14 protein-coding genes are annotated in these 18,581 nt (G+C 75.2%); 6 read left to right on the top strand and 8 right to left on the bottom strand.

The features are described 5' to 3' along the window. The 5 genes from treS (at position 1) to ACYVI6_RS10855 (ending at position 9,880) form a co-directional block, all read left to right on the top strand. Positions 1-1,707 carry a maltose alpha-D-glucosyltransferase gene (gene treS / locus ACYVI6_RS10875; protein ID WP_460446388.1) on the top strand — a complete coding sequence of 569 codons (1,707 nt, stop codon included), beginning with the start codon at positions 1-3 and terminating at the stop codon, positions 1,705-1,707. Between the two features lie 29 nt (positions 1,708-1,736). After that, positions 1,737-5,498, top strand: coding sequence for a 1,4-alpha-glucan branching protein GlgB (glgB, locus tag ACYVI6_RS10870; RefSeq protein WP_460446400.1), 3,762 nt, complete (start codon positions 1,737-1,739; stop codon positions 5,496-5,498). Positions 5,499-5,606: 108 nt separating this feature from the next. Beyond that, a complete protein-coding gene (locus tag ACYVI6_RS10865) occupies positions 5,607-7,268 on the top strand; it encodes a GGDEF domain-containing protein (RefSeq protein ID WP_460446387.1) in 1,662 nt (553 codons plus the stop codon). Between the two features lie 51 nt (positions 7,269-7,319). Next, a complete protein-coding gene (gene pgm, locus ACYVI6_RS10860) occupies positions 7,320-8,954 on the top strand; it encodes a phosphoglucomutase (alpha-D-glucose-1,6-bisphosphate-dependent) (protein WP_460446386.1) in 1,635 nt (544 codons plus the stop codon). Beyond that, positions 8,951-9,880 (top strand): GNAT family N-acetyltransferase, encoded by a 930-nt coding sequence (locus tag ACYVI6_RS10855; RefSeq protein WP_460446385.1) that lies wholly within the window; start codon positions 8,951-8,953, stop codon positions 9,878-9,880. Before pgm ends, ACYVI6_RS10855 begins: the two co-directional genes overlap by 4 nt. A gap of 176 nt (positions 9,881-10,056) precedes the next feature. Here the strand turns inward: ACYVI6_RS10855 and ACYVI6_RS10850 are convergent, their stop codons facing one another. From ACYVI6_RS10850 to ACYVI6_RS10835, 4 genes are all read right to left on the bottom strand, one after another. Next, positions 10,057-11,004, bottom strand: coding sequence for a co-chaperone YbbN (locus ACYVI6_RS10850; protein ID WP_460446384.1), 948 nt, complete (start codon positions 11,002-11,004; stop codon positions 10,057-10,059). Between the two features lie 31 nt (positions 11,005-11,035). Beyond that, on the bottom strand, positions 11,036-12,046 hold the full coding sequence (locus tag ACYVI6_RS10845; RefSeq protein ID WP_460446383.1) for a hypothetical protein: 1,011 nt from the start codon (positions 12,044-12,046) through the stop codon (positions 11,036-11,038). Further along, complete coding sequence (locus ACYVI6_RS10840; protein WP_460446382.1) at positions 12,043-12,738, bottom strand: hypothetical protein; 696 nt, start codon at positions 12,736-12,738, stop codon at positions 12,043-12,045. Before ACYVI6_RS10840 ends, ACYVI6_RS10845 begins: the two co-directional genes overlap by 4 nt. 113 nt (positions 12,739-12,851) lie before the next feature. Next, positions 12,852-14,582 carry an acyl-CoA mutase large subunit family protein gene (locus ACYVI6_RS10835; RefSeq protein ID WP_460446381.1) on the bottom strand — a complete coding sequence of 577 codons (1,731 nt, stop codon included), beginning with the start codon at positions 14,580-14,582 and terminating at the stop codon, positions 12,852-12,854. 61 nt (positions 14,583-14,643) lie between these two features. On the opposite strand from ACYVI6_RS10835, the gene ACYVI6_RS10830 reads away from it, so the two are divergent. After that, on the top strand, positions 14,644-15,249 hold the full coding sequence (locus ACYVI6_RS10830; RefSeq protein WP_460446380.1) for a class I SAM-dependent methyltransferase: 606 nt from the start codon (positions 14,644-14,646) through the stop codon (positions 15,247-15,249). Between the two features lie 3 nt (positions 15,250-15,252). Here the strand turns inward: ACYVI6_RS10830 and ACYVI6_RS10825 are convergent, their stop codons facing one another. The 4 genes from ACYVI6_RS10825 to ACYVI6_RS10810 form a co-directional block, all read right to left on the bottom strand. Next, positions 15,253-15,795, bottom strand: coding sequence for a MarR family winged helix-turn-helix transcriptional regulator (locus ACYVI6_RS10825; protein WP_460446379.1), 543 nt, complete (start codon positions 15,793-15,795; stop codon positions 15,253-15,255). Positions 15,796-15,870: 75 nt separating this feature from the next. Continuing rightward, entirely contained in the window at positions 15,871-16,524 is a 654-nt protein-coding gene (locus ACYVI6_RS10820) for an ABC transporter ATP-binding protein (protein ID WP_460446399.1), read from the bottom strand. 2 nt (positions 16,525-16,526) lie between these two features. Beyond that, positions 16,527-17,369 (bottom strand): ABC transporter ATP-binding protein, encoded by an 843-nt coding sequence (locus ACYVI6_RS10815; protein WP_460446378.1) that lies wholly within the window; start codon positions 17,367-17,369, stop codon positions 16,527-16,529. Between the two features lie 4 nt (positions 17,370-17,373). Beyond that, positions 17,374-18,581 (bottom strand): FtsX-like permease family protein (locus ACYVI6_RS10810; protein WP_460446377.1); only part of this gene is annotated, 1,208 nt, incomplete at its 5' end.

The raw sequence follows: 18,581 nt of genomic DNA, 5'->3' as shown, positions 1-18,581 counted from the left end.
ATGCAGGGACTGAACCTCCCCGCGCAGGGTCTGCGTCACGACCCGGACTGGCACAAGAAGGCCGTCTTCTACGAGGTGCTGGTGCGCGCCTTCGCCGACTCGAACGGCAGCGGCTCGGGCGACTTCACCGGGCTGATCGGCAAGCTCGACTACCTGCAGTGGCTGGGCATCGACTGCCTCTGGCTGCCGCCGTTCTACGCCAGCCCGCTGCGCGACGGCGGGTACGACATCTCCGACTACTGCTCGGTGCTGCCCGAGTTCGGCACCATGCCCGACTTCACCGAGCTCGTGAGCCAGGCGCATGCCCGCGGCATCCGGGTGATCGTCGACCTGGTGATGAACCACACCAGCGACCAGCACGCCTGGTTCCAGGCCAGCCGCAGCGACCCGACCGGGCCGTACGGCGACTTCTACGTGTGGTCGGACACCGACGAGAAGTACCAGGACGCACGCATCATCTTCGTCGACACCGAGGAGTCGAACTGGACGTTCGACCCGGTGCGGCGGCAGTACTTCTGGCACCGCTTCTTCAGCCACCAGCCCGACCTGAACTTCGAGAACCCGGCCGTGCAGGACGCGATGTTCGACGTCGTCCGCTTCTGGATGGACCTGGGCATCGACGGCTTCCGGCTCGACGCCGTGCCCTACCTGTTCGAGGACGAGGGCACGAACTGCGAGAACCTCCCGGCCACGCACGAGTTCCTGCGCCGGCTGCGGGTGATGGTCGACACCGAGTTCCCCGGCCGGATCATGCTCGCCGAGGCGAACCAGTGGCCGCAGGACGTCGTGGAGTACTTCGGCACCGAGGAGGAGCCGGAGTGCCACATGTGCTTCCACTTCCCGGTGATGCCGCGCATGTACTACGCCATGCGCGAGGAGTCGGCCAAGCCGATCGTCGACATCCTGGCCGAGACCCCCGACCTGCCCAAGCACGGTCAGTGGGGCACGTTCCTGCGCAACCACGACGAGCTGACGCTCGAGATGGTGTCGGTCGAGGAGCGGGCCGCGATGTACGGCTGGTACGCCCCCGACCCGCGCATGCGGGCCAACATCGGCATCCGCCGCCGGCTGGCGACGCTGCTCGACAACTCGCGGGCCGAGATCGAGCTGATGAACGCGCTGCTGCTGTCGCTGCCCGGCAGCCCCTGCCTCTACTACGGCGACGAGCTCGGGATGGGCGACAACATCTGGCTCGACGACCGCGACGCGGTGCGGACGCCGATGCAGTGGAACCCCGACCGCAACGCCGGCTTCTCCTCGGCCGACCCCGGCAAGCTCTACCTGCCGACCATCCAGTCGCTGCAGCACCACTACAACAGCACCAACGTCGAGGCCCAGCTGGCCTCGAAGTCGTCGCTGCTGCACTGGACCCGCGGGATGCTGGCGATCCGCAAGCGCCACCCCGTCTTCGGGCTCGGCCGCTACGTGAACGTCGAGACCGACAACCCGGCCGTGCTCGCGTTCCTGCGGGTGCTCGACGACACCGACGCCTCGGGCGAGACGCCCGAGACGGTGCTCTGCGTCAACAACATGGGCTCCACCCCGCAGGCGGCCACGCTGCAGCTCGGCGACCACGCCGGGCACCTGCTCGACGACCTCTTCGGTGGCTCCGGCTTCCCGAAGATCGGCGACGACGGCCGGCTGACGCTGTCGCTGGGCTCGCGCGACTTCTTCTGGCTGCGCGTCAACCGCGAGGGCGCACCGTGACCGACCTGCACGAGCTGCTGCTCGACTGGATGCCGCGCCAGCGCTGGTTCGCGGCCAAGGGCCGTGGCCTGCGGCTGGTCGGCGACTCGGCGGTGACGCTCGCTCGCCAGGGCGACACGGTGGTGGTGCTGCACCTGGTGGAGGTCGAGCTGGGCGACGGCACGCGCCAGACGTACCAGGTGCCGCTGGTCCTGCGCCGGTCTGCGCCGCGCGAGGACGACCCGGCGGCCGGGTCCGGCGACGACACCGTCGGCGCGACGGAGGGTGCGGGCCAGGCGGCGCCCGGGCTGCTCGGCACCGTGCGGGCACCGGACGGCGGCAGCTGGCACGTGCACGACGGCCCGCACGACCAGGCCTTCGTCACCGCGCTGATGACCCTGGTCGACGCCGGCGGCGAGGCCGAGGGCGCCGGCATCGAGGTGCGGGGCGCACGCGTGCCCGGCGGCCGTCCGGTGCTGCCGGTGCGCGGCAGCCGCGTGCTCGACGGCGAGCAGTCGAACACCTCGGTGATCGTCGACGGGCCGGAACCGTTGATCTGCAAGGTGTTCCGCGTGCTCGCCCCCGGCGACAACCCCGACGTCGTGGTGCAGTCCGCCCTCACCGAGGCCGGGTCCACGACGGTCCCCCGGGCCGCCGGCGTGCTCAGCGGCACCTGGGGCGCGGGCGACGGGCACCTCGCCTTCGTGCAGGAGTTCCTGCCCGGCACCCGCGACGCCTGGCGGGTCGCGCTCGACGCCGTGCGCGCCGGTGCCGACTTCAGCGCGCAGGCCCACGGTCTCGGTGCGGCGACCGCCCGGGTGCACCTGACCCTGGCCGAGGCCTTTCCCACCGTGGCCACCGACGACGCGCGTCGCTCGACGCCGGTCGAGACGCTGCGCGGCCGGCTCGCCGAGGCGGTGCGCCGGGCGCCCGAGCTGGCGGCCCGCGAGGCCGCGGCCCGCGCCGTGCTCGAGGACCTGCCGCCGGCCGCCGCGCTGCCCGCGCTGCAGCGGGTGCACGGCGACTACCACCTCGGCCAGGTGCTCGACGCCGGACCGGTGCGCGGGTGGGTGCTGCTCGACTTCGAGGGCGAGCCGCTGCGGCCGCTGGCCGAGCGGTCCGAGCCCGATCTGGCGCTGCGCGACGTCGCCGGCATGCTGCGCTCGTTCGACTACGCGGCCGGGCACGTCGTCGTCGCGGCGCCCGACGGGTCCGCCGTCGACCCGGCGGCGCTGGCCGAGCAGGCCGAGCGCTGGTCGGCGTCGTGCCGCGACGCGTTCTGCCGCGGCTACGCGACCGTCGCCGGGCACGACCCGCGCGAGGACGCCGCGCTGCTGCGCGCGCTCGAGCTCGACAAGGCCCTGTACGAGGTCGTCTACGAGACCGCCAACCGACCCGCGTGGCTGCCCATCCCGCTGCGCGCCGTCGACCGACTGCTGGGCGCCGACGCGGCGGCCCGGCCCACCAGCGACGAGAGGCGGTCCGACGTGACCCCGACCGAGCGACCCGGCACCGAACCCGGCACCGACCCCGGCACCCCGGCCACTCCCCAGACCGCCACGACGTCGACCGCGACGACCACCACGTCGACCGCGACGCGGACGGACGACCTCGAGGTGCGCCCGTCGGTGCGCCCGGTCGGCCGCGACGAGCTCGACCGCCTGGTGTCGGGCGACGTCGGCGACCCGCACGCGGTGCTCGGCATGCACCCGCACGAGGGCGGCATCACGCTGCGCACCCTGCGCCCGCACGCGGCCTCGGTGCTCGCGGTGCTGCCGGACGGCAGCCGCACCGAGCTGGAGCACGAGCACGAGGGCGTCTTCGTGGGCATCGTGCCCGCGACCGAGGTGACCGACTACCGCCTCGAGGTGCGCTACGACGACGGCGAGCCGCAGCTGGTCGACGACCCGTACCGGTTCCTGCCGACGCTGGGCGAGGTCGACCTGCACCTCATCGGCGAGGGACGGCACGAGCAGCTGTGGAACGTGCTCGGGGCGCACGTGCGGCGCTACCCCGGCAGCATGGGCGAGGTCACCGGCACGTCGTTCGCGGTGTGGGCGCCGCACGCGCGCGCCGTCCGGCTGGTCGGCGACCTGAATCACTGGGACGGCCGCCAGCACCCGATGCGGTCGCTCGGCTCGTCCGGCGTGTGGGAGCTGTTCGTGCCCGGCGTCGGCGCCGGCTCCCGCTACAAGTTCGAGATCACCGGGGCCGACGGCGTCCGCCGCGAGAAGGCCGACCCGATGGCCCGCGCCGCCGAGCAGCCGCCGGCCACCGCGTCCGTCGTCACCGAGTCGGCCTACGAGTGGGCCGACGACGAGTGGATGACCCGCCGGGCGCAGACCGACCCGCACCAGGGGCCGATGTCGACGTACGAGCTGCACCTCGGCTCGTGGCGCGAGGGCCTCGGCTACCGCGAGATGGCCGACCAGCTGGTCGACTACCTGCTCGAGACCGGGTTCACGCACGTCGAGCTCATGCCCGTCATGCAGCACCCCTACGCGCCGTCCTGGGGCTACCACGTGACCGGCTACTACGCGCCGGACGCGCGCTTCGGCAAGCCCGACGAGTTCCGGTACCTCGTCGACCGGCTGCACCAGGCGGGCATCGGCGTGATCCTGGACTGGGTGCCGGGGCACTTCGCCACCGACCCGTGGGCGCTGGTGCAGTTCGACGGCATGGCGCTCTACGAGCACCCCGACCCCCGCCGTGGCTGGCACAACGAGTGGGGCTCGTACATCTTCGACCTCGGCCGCCCGCAGGTGCGCAACTTCCTCGTGGCCAACGCCATCTACTGGGCCGAGGAGTTCCACTGCGACGGCCTGCGCGTCGACGGCGTGGCCTCGATGCTCTACCTCGACTACTCCCGCAAGGAGGGCGAGTGGCTGCCGAACCAGTACGGCGGCCGCGAGAACCTCGAGGCGGTGCAGTTCCTGCAGGAGACCAACGCGACCCTCTACAAGCGGGTGCCCGGCGTCGTCACGATCGCCGAGGAGTCCACCGCGTGGCCGGGCGTCACCCGGCCGACGCACGTCGGGGGCCTCGGGTTCGGGCTGAAGTGGAACATGGGCTGGATGCACGACAGCCTCGACTACGTGGCGCACGAGCCCGTGCACCGGCAGTACCACCACCACCAGATGACGTTCTCGCTGATGTACGCCTGGAGCGAGAACTACGTGCTGCCGATCAGCCACGACGAGGTCGTGCACGGCAAGGGGTCGCTGCTGCGCAAGATGCCGGGCGACCGGTGGCAGCAGCTCGCGACCGTGCGCGCCTACCTGGCCACCATGTGGGCCCACCCCGGCAAGCAGCTGCTGTTCATGGGGTCGGAGTTCGCGCAGGAGGCCGAGTGGGCCGACGGGCACGGCCTCGACTGGTGGCTGCTCGACCAGCCGGCGCACCGCGGGGTGCTGAACGCCGTCACCGACCTCAACGCCCGCTACCGCGAGCTGCCGGCGCTGTGGTCGAACGACCTGTCGCCCGACGGCTTCCGGTGGATCGACGCCAACGACGCCAGCAGCAACGTGTTCTCGTTCCTGCGGTTCGGCACCGACCCGGGCGACGTCGTCGCCTGCGTCGTGAACTTCTCCGGCTCCCCCCGCGAGGGGTACCGGCTGGGGCTGCCCTCCGCCGGCCGCTGGGACGAGGTGCTGAACACCGACGCCGAGCGGTACGGCGGGTCGGGCGTCGGCAACCTCGGCGCGGTCGAGGCCGTCGACGAGAGCTGGCACGGGCTGCCGGCCTCGACGACGCTCGTGCTGCCGCCGCTGGGTGCGGTCTGGCTCCGGCCGGCGGTCGCCACCGACGACTGAGCCGCACGGGTGCACCGGGCAACGGGTCGTGCGCGGAGAGTTGCGCGCACATCCTCCCGGAGGCGGCCGTGCGTGCGATGATCCCTGCGACATCGCGGAGGGACGTGCGTGACCGGTCGGACGGCACCCAGCTCGCGGTCGGCTGCCGAGCAGGCGCTGCGCCGCCTGGCGACCGTGCCCGACGCCAGGTACGAGGAGCTGCTGGCGGTGCCCGCCGAGCACGCGCTGCACGAGCTCGAGGCGCTGTCGGTGTCGCTGTCGCACTGGGAGCGCGACCGGGCGCTGCTGCGCACGCTGGTCAACGTGGGATCGCTGCTGCCGCACGAGCAGCGCTTCCCGCGGGACGAGGTGTATCCCGCCGCGGTCGACGACGCCATCGCCCGGATCAACGACGAGCTGCCGGCCAGGTTCGAGCCCGGCTCCCCCACCATGCGCGCCATGGGGTACGAGACCCCGCGCATCGGGATGAGCGTGCCGCTGCGGGTCGACGGCCGGCTCTGGGGCGAGCTGTGGGTCACCGACCTGCCCGAGCCCGAGCCCGGCCGCCCCGACGACCGGCTGGCGGACGCCGCCCGCCTGGCCGACGAGCTGACCGGCATGATCGCGGTGGCGGAGCGGCTGCAGCGCATGGCGCGGATGGCGTTCGCCGACCCGCTCACCGGCGTCGGCAACCGCCGGGCGATGGACGACGCGCTGGCCGAGCTGCTGCGACCCGACGGACCCGGCGCGACCGTCGTCATGGTCGACGTCGACGATCTGAAGCTGATCAACGACCTCGGCGGCCACGTGGCGGGCGACCGGGCCATCGTCGGGGTGGCCGACGCCCTGGCGCGGGCGGCCACCAGCCAGGTCGGCAGCCTGGTGTCGCGGGTCGGCGGCGACGAGTTCGTCGTGCTGCTGCGCGGGCCCGACCGCACCGCCGCCATCGAGGTGGTCGACGCCGCCGCGCGCCGGCTGACCCAGCTGCCGGAGCCGGTCGGGATCAGCTGTGGCGTGGCCGCCGTCGCTGCGGGGGCCGCACCGGCCGACGCGCTCGCCGCGGCCGACGCCGCGCTGTACGGCGCGAAGGCCCGCGGCGCGCTGCTCATGGTGAGCTCCGACGTCACCGGCGCCCCGATGCCGCGCCCGCCGCGCAGTCGCGGCCGGCGGGCCGCCGACCACGGGCCGCTCGCGCCGGCCCAGCCGCTGCGCCGCACACCGCCCGCGCTGGAGCCACCGGCCGACGACGACACCGCCGTGGCGGCGGTCACCGCGCTGGCGTCGATCGGCGCCGCGCTCGCCGAGGCACCCAGCAGCACGCGCTCGCGGCTGGCGCACCTCGCCGAGCACCTGCTGGTGCCCTTCGGTCTCGAGCACTGGTCGATCAGCCGCAGCGACCTCGACGGTCCACGGCTGCTGCGGGTCAGCACGATGGCGGTGCGGCAGACCATGCCCCTGGACCACGACCGGTTCGACCTGCACGTCGACACCAGCTTCCGCCTCGACGACTTCCCGCTCACCCGCCACGCCATCGAGCAGCACCGCTGGTTCTGGGTGGAGCGCGACGACGAGCAGGCCGACCCGGCCGAGCGGCAGGTGCTGCACGAGATGGGGTCGGCCTCGGTGGTGGCGCTGGGCTGCCACGACGAGCGCACCGGCTGGCTGCTCGAGCTGTACGGCGCGCGCCCGGGTGCCGGCGTCCGCACCCTCGGTCACGTGGCGAGCGTGTGCCTCAGCGCGCTGCTCCGGCGTCCGGTGACCCCGCTGCCGGTCGCCGCCCACCGCGCCTGAGCGGCCGCGCACCGCTCGACGCGCGCACGCGGCGACGACAGGATGGGCGCCATGACGCACCCACGCGCCGGACAGCCCGCGCAGCCCGAGGACCTCGTCGACACCGACGCCCTGCTCGCCGCCTACGACGACGTGCAGCCCGACCTCGACGACCCGGCGCAGCGCGTCGCCTTCGGCACCTCCGGGCACCGCGGCTCGAGCCTCGACGGTGCGTTCAACGACGCGCACATCGCGGCCACCACGCAGGCGATCGTCGAGTACCGGGCGGCGCAGGGGGTCGACGGGCCGCTGCTGATCGGCCGCGACACGCACGCCCTCTCGCTGCCGGCGTGGCGCACCGCCCTCGAGGTGCTGGTCGCGAACGACGTCGAGGTGCTGGTCGACAGCGCCGACGGCTACACCCCCACGCCCGCCGTGTCACACGCCATCCTGCGGTTGAACCGCGAGGGCGGGCACGGCGACGTCGACGGCATCGTGGTGACCCCGTCGCACAACCCGCCCCGCGACGGCGGCTTCAAGTACAACCCGCCGCACGGCGGCCCGGCCGACAGCGACGCCACCGGCTGGATCCAGGACCGCGCGAACGACCTGCTGCGAGCGGGACTCTCCGGCGTCCGGCGGGTGCAGCAGGCGGCGGCGCTCGACGCGGTGGGGCGCTACGACTTCCTGACGCACTACGTCGACGACCTGCCGTCGGTGCTCGACGTCGACGCGATCCGATCCGCGGGCGTGCGCATCGGGGCCGACCCGATGGGCGGTGCGAGCGTCGCGTACTGGGGCGCGATCGCCGAACGCCTCGGCATCGACCTGACCGTCGTCAACCCCGAGGTCGACCCGCAGTGGGCGTTCATGACGCTCGACTGGGACGGGAAGATCCGGATGGACTGCTCGTCGCCGTCGGCCATGGCGTCGCTGATCAGCCGCAAGGACGCGTACGACGTCTCCACCGGCAACGACGCCGACAGCGACCGGCACGGCATCGTGACGCCGGACGCCGGGCTGATGAACCCCAACCACTTCCTGGCCGTCGCGATCCAGTACCTGTACGGCCACCGCGACGGCTGGGCCCCCGGCACCGCGATCGGCAAGACGCTGGTGTCGTCGTCGATGATCGACCGGGTCGCGGCCGACCTCGGCCGCCGGCTGATCGAGGTGCCGGTCGGCTTCAAGTGGTTCGTGCCCGGCCTGCTCGACGGCTCGGTCGGCTTCGGCGGCGAGGAGAGCGCCGGCGCGTCCTTCCTGCGCCGCGACGGCTCGGTGTGGACGACCGACAAGGACGGCCTGCTGCTCGCGCTGCTGGCCTCGGAGATCCTCGCCGTCACCGGCAGGACGCCCTCGCAGCACTACCGCGAGCTCACGGAGCGCTTCGGCGACCCGGCGTACGCCCGCGTCGACGCCGCCGCCACGCGCGAGCAGAAGGCGACGCTGTCGAAGCTGTCGCCGGAGGCCGTCACCGCCACCGAGCTGGCCGGCGAGCCGATCGTCGACAAGCTGACCCGCGCGCCGGGCAACGACGCGGCCGTCGGCGGGCTCAAGGTCACCACCGAGTCGGCCTGGTTCGCCGCCCGGCCCTCGGGCACCGAGGACGTCTACAAGATCTACGCCGAGTCGTTCCGCGGACCCGAGCACCTGGCGCAGGTGCAGGCCGCCGCCCGCGAGGTGGTCGACGCCGCGCTCGGGGCGTGAGCGACCCCGCCGGGCCCCGCATCCGCCTGCGGCCCCAGCCGGGCGCCGACGCCGCGTGGGACGCCGGAACGGTGGCCGTTCACGAGCTGACCCGGCTCGACGGCGCGCCCGACGTCGGCGCGCTCGGCACGCTGGGGCTGCAGCGCGTCGGCCCCGGGCGGGCTCGGGTCACCTGCACGGTCGAGGCCGAGCACCGACGACGCGGGGTCGCCACGGCGGCGCTGGCGGCAGCGGCCGCGCACGCCTCTTCCGCGCTGGGCGTGCACCGCCTCGAGGCGCTGGTCGCGTGCGACGACCTGCCCGGTCTGCGCACGGCGCGGGCCGCGGGGCTGCGGCGCGAGGGCGTGGCGCGGGCGGTGCTGCCCACCCCGGGCGGGGGCTGGAGCGACGCGTGGCAGCTGGCGCTGCTGGCGAGCGACCCGACCGACCCCGTCGAGCGCCGGTGGGGTGCGGTGCGCGCCGAGCTGCCGCGCCGGCTGGTGGCCTCCGGTGTCGTGGCGCGCGACCGCGAGGGCCGGGCGCTCGTCGTCGAGCCGACGTACAAGGAGCACTGGGAGGTGGTCGGTGGGCTGGCCGAACCCGGTGAGGGGCTGCGCGAGGCGGCGATGCGCGAGGTGCTCGAGGAGGTCGGCGGCGTGCTGCCGGTCGGCGAGCTGCTCGCCGTCGACGCGGTCGGTGGTCGCGACGGGGCGCCGGGCTTGCTGGCGTTCCTGTTCGACGGCGGGGTGCACGACGCCGGCCTCGCGACGCGGCTCGCGTTCACCGACGGCGAGCTGGCGTCCGCCGCGTGGGTCGACGCCGACGGCGCCCGCGCCCGCCGCGGCCCCCGGCCCGGTGCCCGGCTCGCCGCCGTGCTCGACGCGTTCACGACCGGCCGGCTGCCCGACGTCCCGCTCGTGCTGCGCGACGGCGTCCCAGAGCCCTGACCGTCCACGACGCCTGCTGCCACGGCCGGACGTCGCAGGTGGCGGCAGGGTGCACTGCTGCACGGGGCCTCGGCACCGTTCGAGGGGTGTGCACGCCCCTCGGAGGGTGCCGCAGCCACGTTCACGTGGCCCGCGGACCCCGGCCCGGCGGCAGGACGGCGGGGGCGGCGCGGGGCCTAGAAGAGCGCGGCGGTCAGCGCGCGACGGGCGCGGACGACGCGCTCGTCGGTGGCGCCGACGATCTCGAACAGCTCGAGCAGGTGGGCGCGCACGGCGTCGCGGTCGTCGCCCGCGGTGACCCGCACCGTGTCGACCAGCCGGGCCAGGGCGTCCTCGACGTGACCGCCCAGCACGTCGAGGTCGGCCGCCAGCAGCTGGGCGGCGACGTCGGTGGGGGCGGCGGCGGCCGCCGCGCGGGCGGCCTGCAGGTCGGCGCCGCGGGTGCGCTGCAGCAGGTGCACCTGGGCCAGCCCGGCGCGCGCCATGTCGTCGGTCGGCTGCTGGGCGAGGGCCTGCTGGTAGTGGCGCTCGGCGGCGTCGAGGTCGTCGGCCTCGATGGCCTCGTACGCGGCCTGGTGCAGCGGCGGCAGCTCGGGCTCGGCGTCCTCGCTCGCGACGTCGGCAGCGGCGTCGGGGGCGCCCTCGACGCGGCCGGTCACCCCGTTGGCCTGCGCGACCCGCAGCAGCTCGTCGAGGTACTGCCTGGCCTGGTCGTCGGGCACCGCGCCCTGGAAGAGCGGGATCGGCTGCCCCTTGACCACGGCGATGACCACCGGCACCGACTGGGCCTGGAAGACCTGGGCGATGCGCGGGTTGACGTCGACGTCGACCTTCGCCAGCAGCAGCTGCCCGGCGTACTCGGTGGCCAGCCGCTCGAGCGTCGCGTTCAGCTGCACGCAGGGCTCGGCACCCTGCACGTACAGGTCGACGAGCACCGGCACGGTCATCGACCGCTCGACGACGTCGCGCTGGAAGTCCTGCTCGAGCACGTCGATCACGTACGGCGAGGCGGTGCTCGCGCCCGGGCCGGCGGCCTCGGCCTGCCGACGGCGCTCGCTCTGCGCGGCGACCGCGGCCAGGTCGATCGCGCCGCGCATGGGGATGGAGGGGCCTGGCTGGCTCATGGTCGCGATCCTCTCACGCGGGCGCGCGCCGTCAGGAGGCGGTGACCTTCGTCGGCAGCTCGCTGAAGCCGACCACCCGGGCGTCGCCGGCGCCCTTCGGCGGCAGCACCATCGCCACCATCTGCACGGTGGTGACGTCGGCCTTCTTCCGGATCTGCTGCAGCTTGCCGTCGGCGAGCGCCGCGTACGCCGCGGGGGGCTTGATGGTGCCGGCGCCCTTGCGGACGGTGAAGACGTCGTGCCGCTCGATGACGCCGACCAGCAGGGCGCCGCCGTCGGCCGTGCGCACCACCTCGAGGTCGTCGTCGCTCGCGGCGTGCGTCTGCCGGTAGCGCGCGACCTTCTCGACGCCCTTGCGCTGCTTGGCCGACTCGCCGCGCACCTGGTCGACCACGACGTCGTCGGCGAAGTCGGTGCCGCCGCTCGTGCCGGTCTGCAGCAGCTTCGCGTAGTCGCGCAGCGCCCGCTCGGGCGTGGCAACCAGGCCCTCGACGTCGGGCGCGAGGGTGGCCGCGCCGCGCTCGTTCGGCGCGGTGGCGGGCAGCTCGGCGCCGGGTAGCAGGTCGGCGCGGGCCGCGACGCGGTAGGGCGTGCGGACGTCGGGCGTGCTGAGCACCGACAGCTGGGCGGTGGGCCCGCCCTCGGGGGTGCCCACGGCGAGCAGGGTGCGCGGGAAGTCGCGGCCCGCGGTGACCACGACGCGCGACGGCGGGGCGTACTGCTCGAGCGCACCGCCGGATCGGTCCTTCTCGGGGTCGAGCACCTGGGCGACGGTGTACGTCGGTCCGGCGACGTCGAGGGCGAGGCCGGTGTAGGCGGTGCGCGCGGCGGCGGTGGTCTGCACGGCGTCGGCCCGCTCGGCCTGGGCCAGCGCGCGGCCGGCGATCTCGACGGCCTGCTGCGGCTGCAGCACCGCGCGGTTGCTGAGCACGGCGGTGTTCTGCTCGAGGCCGAGCAGGCTCTGGGTCGAGCAGCCGCCGAGGGCGGCGGCGGCCAGCGCCGCGAGCGCGACGGGGCGGACGGCACGGGCGACGCGGGTCACGGGACCGCCTGCAGCGAGGGCTCGGCCGGCTCGGCCGGTCGGGCGGGTGCCGCACGTCGTGGCCGGAGCACCCGGCGCAGCAGCAGGGCCAGGCCGAGCAGCAGCAGCCCGGGGAGCACGGCACCCCAGGCGAGCAGCCGCCACGACCCCTTGGTCCAGGTGACCTCGACGTCGAGGGCGGGCATCGCCTGGTCGCCGGCGGGCAGCACCACGACCGACTCGGCGCCCCGGGTGGGTCGCCAGCCCAGGCTCGCCGTGCCGGTGCCGCCGTCGCGCTGGTGCCAGACGTCGAGGCTCGCCGGGTCGGGGACGTCGGGCTGCTGGGTGCCGGGGCGGCCGGGCGGGGCGCTGACGTCGAGGTGCCGCGCGCCGTCGAGGCCGCCGACGGTCACCGACGGCGTGCCGCGCAGCAGGGCCGCCGCGTCGTCCGGACGGCTGCGGCCGAGGAACAGCTGCGCGCCGGGGTCGCCCACCGCGGTCACCCGCACCTCGACCGACGGGCCGAGCACGCTGGACAGCGCGGGGGCCACGACGACGCCGGACCGGCCGGGCGGCACCGAGCCGCTCGCCGTCCAGCTGCCGCGCGCGCCGACGAGCACGGCGCTCATGACGCCGAGCAGCAGCACGGTGAGGCCGAGCAGCTGCAGCAGCCACGGCACGCCCAGGCGCACCGCCGCGGTGGTCCGTCGCACGGGTGCTCCCTTCGTGGCTGGCTGGCGGGCAGGTCAGCCGTCGAGGGTAGCCGCCGCACCTGGGCAGCCGAAATCGCCGGGACGCCGGACCGCGGCCGGACCGCGCGACCCGGTCAGAACCGGGCGGGCTCGCGGTACGAGCCCCACTCCTCGCGCAGCACGCCGCAGATCTCGCCGAGCGTCGCCTCCGCCCGCACGGCGTCGAGCATCGGCGGCACCAGGTTGCCGTCGCCGCGGGCCACCTCGACCATCGCCGCCAGCCGCTGCCGCACGAGCGCCTCGTCGCGGGCGGCACGGCGCTCGGTGAGCACCCGCACCTGCTCGCGCTCGACCTCGTGGCTGACCCGCAGGATCTCGAGCTCGCGGGCGAGCGACTCGGTGTGCACGTTGACGCCCACCACCTGCTTGTCGCCCTTCTCCAGCGCCGTCTGGTACCGGAACGCGGCCTCGGCGATCTCGCCGGTGAACCAGCCGTCCTCGATGCCGCGCAGGATGCCGCTGGTCATCGGGCCGACGTCGTGCTGCACGGCGCCGTCGGCGTCGCGGTCGCGGCCGCGCTCGCCCATCTCGCGGATGCGCTCGAAGACCGCCTCGGCCTCGGCCTCGATGCGGTCGGTGAGCTCCTCGACGTACCAGCTGCCGCCGAGCGGGTCGGCGACGTTCACCACGCCGGTCTCGGCCATCAGCACCTGCTGGGTGCGCAGCGCGATCTCGGCCGACTCGTCGGTCGGCAGCGCGAGCGTCTCGTCGAGGGCGTTGGTGTGCAACGAGTTCGTGCCACCCAGCACCGCCGCGAGCGCCTCGACCGCCGTCCGCACGACGTTGTTCACCGGCTGCTGCGCGGTGAGCGAGACGCCGGCGGTCTGGGTGTGGAAGCGCAGCCACTGCGCGCGGTCGGTCGTCGCACCGTAGACGTCGCGCAACCAACGGGCCCAGATGCGCCGTGCCGCACGGAACTTGGCGATCTCCTCGAAGAAGTCGACGTGCGCGTCGAAGAAGAAGCTGAGGCCCGGGGCGAAGCGGTCGACGTCGAGCCCGCGCGACAGGCCGAGCTCGACGTACGCGAAACCGTCGGCCAGCGTGTACGCGAGCTCCTGCGCGGCCGTCGAGCCGGCCTCGCGGATGTGGTACCCGCTGACGCTGAGCGGCTTGTAGGCGGGGATGCGCTCGGCGCAGAACTCCATGAGGTCGCCGATGAGGCGCAGGTGCGGCTCGGGCCCGAACAGCCACTCCTTCTGCGCGATGTACTCCTTGAAGATGTCGGTCTGCAGGGTGCCGTCGAGGGTGGAGAGGTCGACGCCCTGCCGCTCGGCGGCCACGAGGTACATGCAGAACACCGGCACGGCCGGTCCGCTGATCGTCATGGACGTCGTGACGTCACCCAGCGGGATGCCGGCGAACAGCGTCTCCATGTCGGCCGCGGAGTCGATCGCGACGCCGCAGTGACCGACCTCGCCGAGGCTGACCGGCTCGTCGGAGTCGCGGCCCATGAGCGTCGGCATGTCGAACGCGACCGAGAGCCCGCCGCCGCCGCGCGCCAGGATCATCCGGTAGCGCTCGTTGGTCTGCTCGGCGCTGCCGAAGCCCGCGAACTGCCGGATGGTCCAGGTGCGACCGCGGTAGCCCGTCGGGTAGAGCCCGCGGGTGAAGGGGTACTCCCCCGGCCAGCCGATGCGGTCCATGCGCGGGTCGTCGACGCCGGGCGGCGGCCCGTAGACCGGCTGCACCTCGCTGCCCGAGAGCGTCGTGAAGTCGGCGTCGCGCACCCGCCCCTTCGCCAGCGCCTCGTCGTACCGCTGCTGCCAGCGCCGGCGGCCGGCCTCCACGTCGTCGTGAGAGCTCATGCGCGCGATGGTACTAGGACGTCCGAGTACCTGACCCGGCTCGACCGCCTAGGCTCCGGCGGTGGACGTCGGACCGGTGCGCGCGGCGTACGACGCGGCGGCCGACCGCTACGCCGAGCTGTTCGACGGCGCCTGGCGACCGGACCCCGCCGACGAGGCGTTCGTGCGCCGGCACCTGGTCGGCCTCGACGGCCCGGTGCTCGACGTCGGCTGCGGCCCGGGGTGGTGGACGGCGCACCTGCACGGACTCGGCGCGCGGGTCACCGGCGTCGACCCGGTACCGCGGTTCGTCGTGCACGCCCGCGCCCACCACCCGGGGCCGGCGTTCGGCGTCGGCGCGTTCGACGACCCCGGCGTACCCGACCACTCGCAGGCCGGGGTGCTGAGCTGGTACTCCACGATCCACCTGTCGCCGGCCGAGCTGCCGGCGGCGCTCGCCGCCCTGCGCCGCCTGCTCGTACCCGGGGGCGTGCTCGTGCTCGGCTTCTTCGACGGCGCCGAGGTCGCACCCTTCGACCACGCCGTGACCACCGCGCACCACTGGCCGGTCGACGTCCTCGCGCAGCGACTCGCCGACGCCGGTCTCGTCGAGGTCGACCGGCTGCAGCGCACCACGCCCGAGCGTCCCGACCGCCGGTACGCCGCGCTGGCCGCCCGCGCGGTCTGAGCCTCAGCCCTCGACGTCGGCCAGCTCGTCGACGTCGGCGAAGTCGGCGAAGTCGCCGGCGTGCACGCGCACCTTGCGCAGCAGCGTGAACAGCTGCTCGCGCTCGTCGGCGTCGAGCGCCTCCAGCCCGAAGTCGAGGGCGGTGATCGCCTCGGTGGCCGCCTCGACGACGGAGCGTCCGGCGTCGGTGATGCCGGCCAGCGTGCCGCGGCCGTCCAGCGGGTTCGGGGTGCGCTCGACCAGCCCGGCCTGCTCGAGCCGCTGCACGATGTTGGTGACGGACGTCGGGTGCACCATCAGCCGCTCGCCGATCTTCGACAGCGGCAGCCGGCCCTCGCGGCTGAACGTCAGCAGCACCAGCGCCTCGTAGCGGGCGAAGGTGAGGCGGTGCGGCCTGAGCGCCTCGTCGTACCGGGCGATGAGCAGCTGCTGCACGCGCATCACCGAGGTGGCGGCGGCCATCGAGTCGTCGTGCCGCCAGCGCCTGCGCCACGACCGCCGCGCGCGGTCGACGGGGTCGAAGGGCAGCAGCAACGGCTTCGGCACGGCGGCAACGCTAGCGGCGGCACCACGCGACCGGCCGGGGCGTCTCGCAGGTCGGCCGCCCCGCCCCGCAGGGCGTCAGGGCAGCGGGCGGCGCCAGTGCGGGACGCCGTCGTCGAGGTGCAGCTCGCCGTCGCAGGCCGCGGCCGCGTCGGGGTCGTGCGTGGCCATGACGACGGCGGCGCCGCGGGCGGCCTCGGCCCGCAGCAGGTCGACGACGCGGGCCCGGTTCGTGGCGTCGAGCTCGCCGGTCGGCTCGTCGGCCAGCAGCACCCGCCCGGCCTGCGCCAGCCCGCGGGCGACGGCCACCCGCTGCTGCTGGCCGCCCGACAGCTCCTCGACGAGCTGGTGCCCGGCCTGCCCGAGACCCACCGACTCCAGCGCCGCCAGGGCCCGCGCGCGGGCCTCCGCGGGCGGCACCGAGCCGGCGAGCAGCGCCACGAGCACGTTCTCGGACGCCGTCAGCACGCTGGCCAGCCCGTTGCCCTGGGGCACCACGACGACCCCGCGCCCGGCCGCGGCGTCGCGGTCGCCCAGCGGCTCGCCGTCCAGCACGACCGTGCCGGCGTCCGGACGCCGCAGCCCGGCGAGCGCCCAGAGCAGGGAGGTCTTGCCCGCGCCCGAGGGTCCGGTGACGGCGAGCACCCGGCCGGCGGGCACCCGCAGGTCGACGCCGCCGAGCACGGTGCGTCCCTCGTGCACGACGGTGACGCCGCTCGCCTCCAGCAGCACGCTCACGCCGGCTCCTCCTGCTCCTGCGGCACCAGGGTGACGACGCCGTCGGCGAGCGCGACGCGCAGCAGGGTGCCGGGCGGCACGGCCTCCAGGACGTCGGGCGGCAGCGCGATCGACCCGTCGCGGCCGACGACCGCGAAGTCCTCCCCGCGGCGCCCCTCGGACCCGACGCGGCCGTCGCGGATCGTCACGGTGCGCGGCAGCCGCTCGGCGACCTCGGGGTCGTGGGTGACCGCGACGACGGTGGTGCCCGCCAGCCGGTTCACGTCGTCGACGGCGGCCAGCACCTCGTCGCGGCCGGCGTGGTCGAGCTGGCTGGTCGGCTCGTCGAGCAGCAGCAGGCCGGGCCGGGCGCCCAGCGCGACGGCGACCGCCAGCCGCTGGCGCTGTCCGGGGGCGAGCTGCCGCAGCGGGGTGCGCGCCTCGGCGGCCAGCCCCACCAGCCCGAGCACCTCGGTGGGGTCGGGCAGGTCGGCGCGCCCGACCGACCGCGCGCCGCGCTGGGCGAAGCGCACGTTGTCGATCGGGTCGGCGTACGGCAGCAGGTTGCGCATGGCGCCCTGCACGACGATGCCGACGTCGCTGGCGCGCATCCGGGCCAGGCCGCGCTCGTCGAGCCGGGTGAGGTCGTGGTCGCCGACGCGCAACCGTCCGGCGCTCGGCCGCAGCAGCCCGGCGAGCAGGTTGAGCAGCGTCGACTTGCCCGAGCCGGACGGGCCCAGCAGGCCGACCACCTCGCCCGAGGCGATGTCGAGGTCGACGCCGCTGAGCGCCACCACGTCGTTGCCCTCCAGCCGGTAGATGTGCACGAGCCCGTGCGCCGCGACGTCCAGACCGCTCATGACCTCACCGTCCTCCCTCTCGGACCCGCTCGACCCGGTTGCCGCGGCCCTGCACCCGCGCGACGCCGGCGGCGAGCAGCGCCAGCCCGGCGGCGACGGCGGCCAGCGTCCACGCGAACGACACCGGGTCGGGGGTGTCGCGCACGCTCAGCACCTCCGACGGCAGGTCGAAGAGCGGCAGCACCGGCAGCAGCGCCCACGACGCCACCGCGGCGGCGACCGCACCGACCACCAGCCCGACGCCGACGCCGCCCAGGTGCTCGACGAGCAGCGCCGCCCGCAGGGTGCGGTCGCGCACGCCGACCGCACGCAGCGCCCCGGCGTCCGTCGCCCGCTGACCGGCCCCGACGAACGCCGTCACCAGCAGCGCGCCGGCCGCCACCAGCACCGCCACGAGGGCGCAGACCAGGAAGAGCAGCAGCGCCAGCACCGCGCCGTCGCGGCTCAGGACGTCGGACGCCGCCGCCGCGCTCGACCGCCCGGTGACCCGGACGCCGTCCCGGCCGAGCGCCGTCCGCAGCCGCTGCTCGGCGGCCGGGTCGTCGCGACCCAGCCACACCTGGAGTCCCTGCGCCGCAGGGGTCTCGGTGCCGCGCAGCGCCAGCTCGAGGTCGACGACCGCGCCGGTGCGACCGAGCCCCGGCACGAACGCCGCGGTGCCCGTGGGCGCGACCCGCTGCGGCCGGGCGTCGAGGCCGGTGACCGGCACCACGCCGTCGCCCGCCGCGGTGCGCGGACCGACCACGGCGGGCAGCGGGTCGGGCGCGTCGGTGTGCACCACCCGGGCGGGCACGCCGCCGGGTGTCGACAGCTCGACGTCGAGTCCGGCCGCGCCGCGCCGCAGGGTGACTGCCGCACCGCCCTGCTGGGGGGTGCCGGCGCGCCAGGCACCGGGGGCGTCGAAGGCGGCGGTCGCGCCGGGCGTCGTCAGGTCGGTGAGCCGCAGCCGCGCCGTCGCGCCCTCGAGGTCGGTGCCCGGGTGCGCGACGGCGACGCCGATCAGGCGGCACCCGGGCGCGCAGCCCGCCGGGACGGTGCCGCGCAGCCGGCCCGCACCGCTCGGCAGCCGACCGAGCGGCACCTCGCGCCAGGCGTCGCCGACGGCGACGGTCAGGGTGGCGGTGAGCGGCGAGGGGCTGCGCGCCTGCTCGACGGCGACCCCCACGGTGACCGGGCCGGGGCGCACCGTCAGCGGGGCCGGGGCGGCGCCGC

The sequence above is a fragment of the Angustibacter aerolatus genome, from assembly GCF_054776675.1.
Note: the sequence above shows the minus strand (reverse complement) of the source record. Positions and strands in the feature narration are given on the sequence as shown.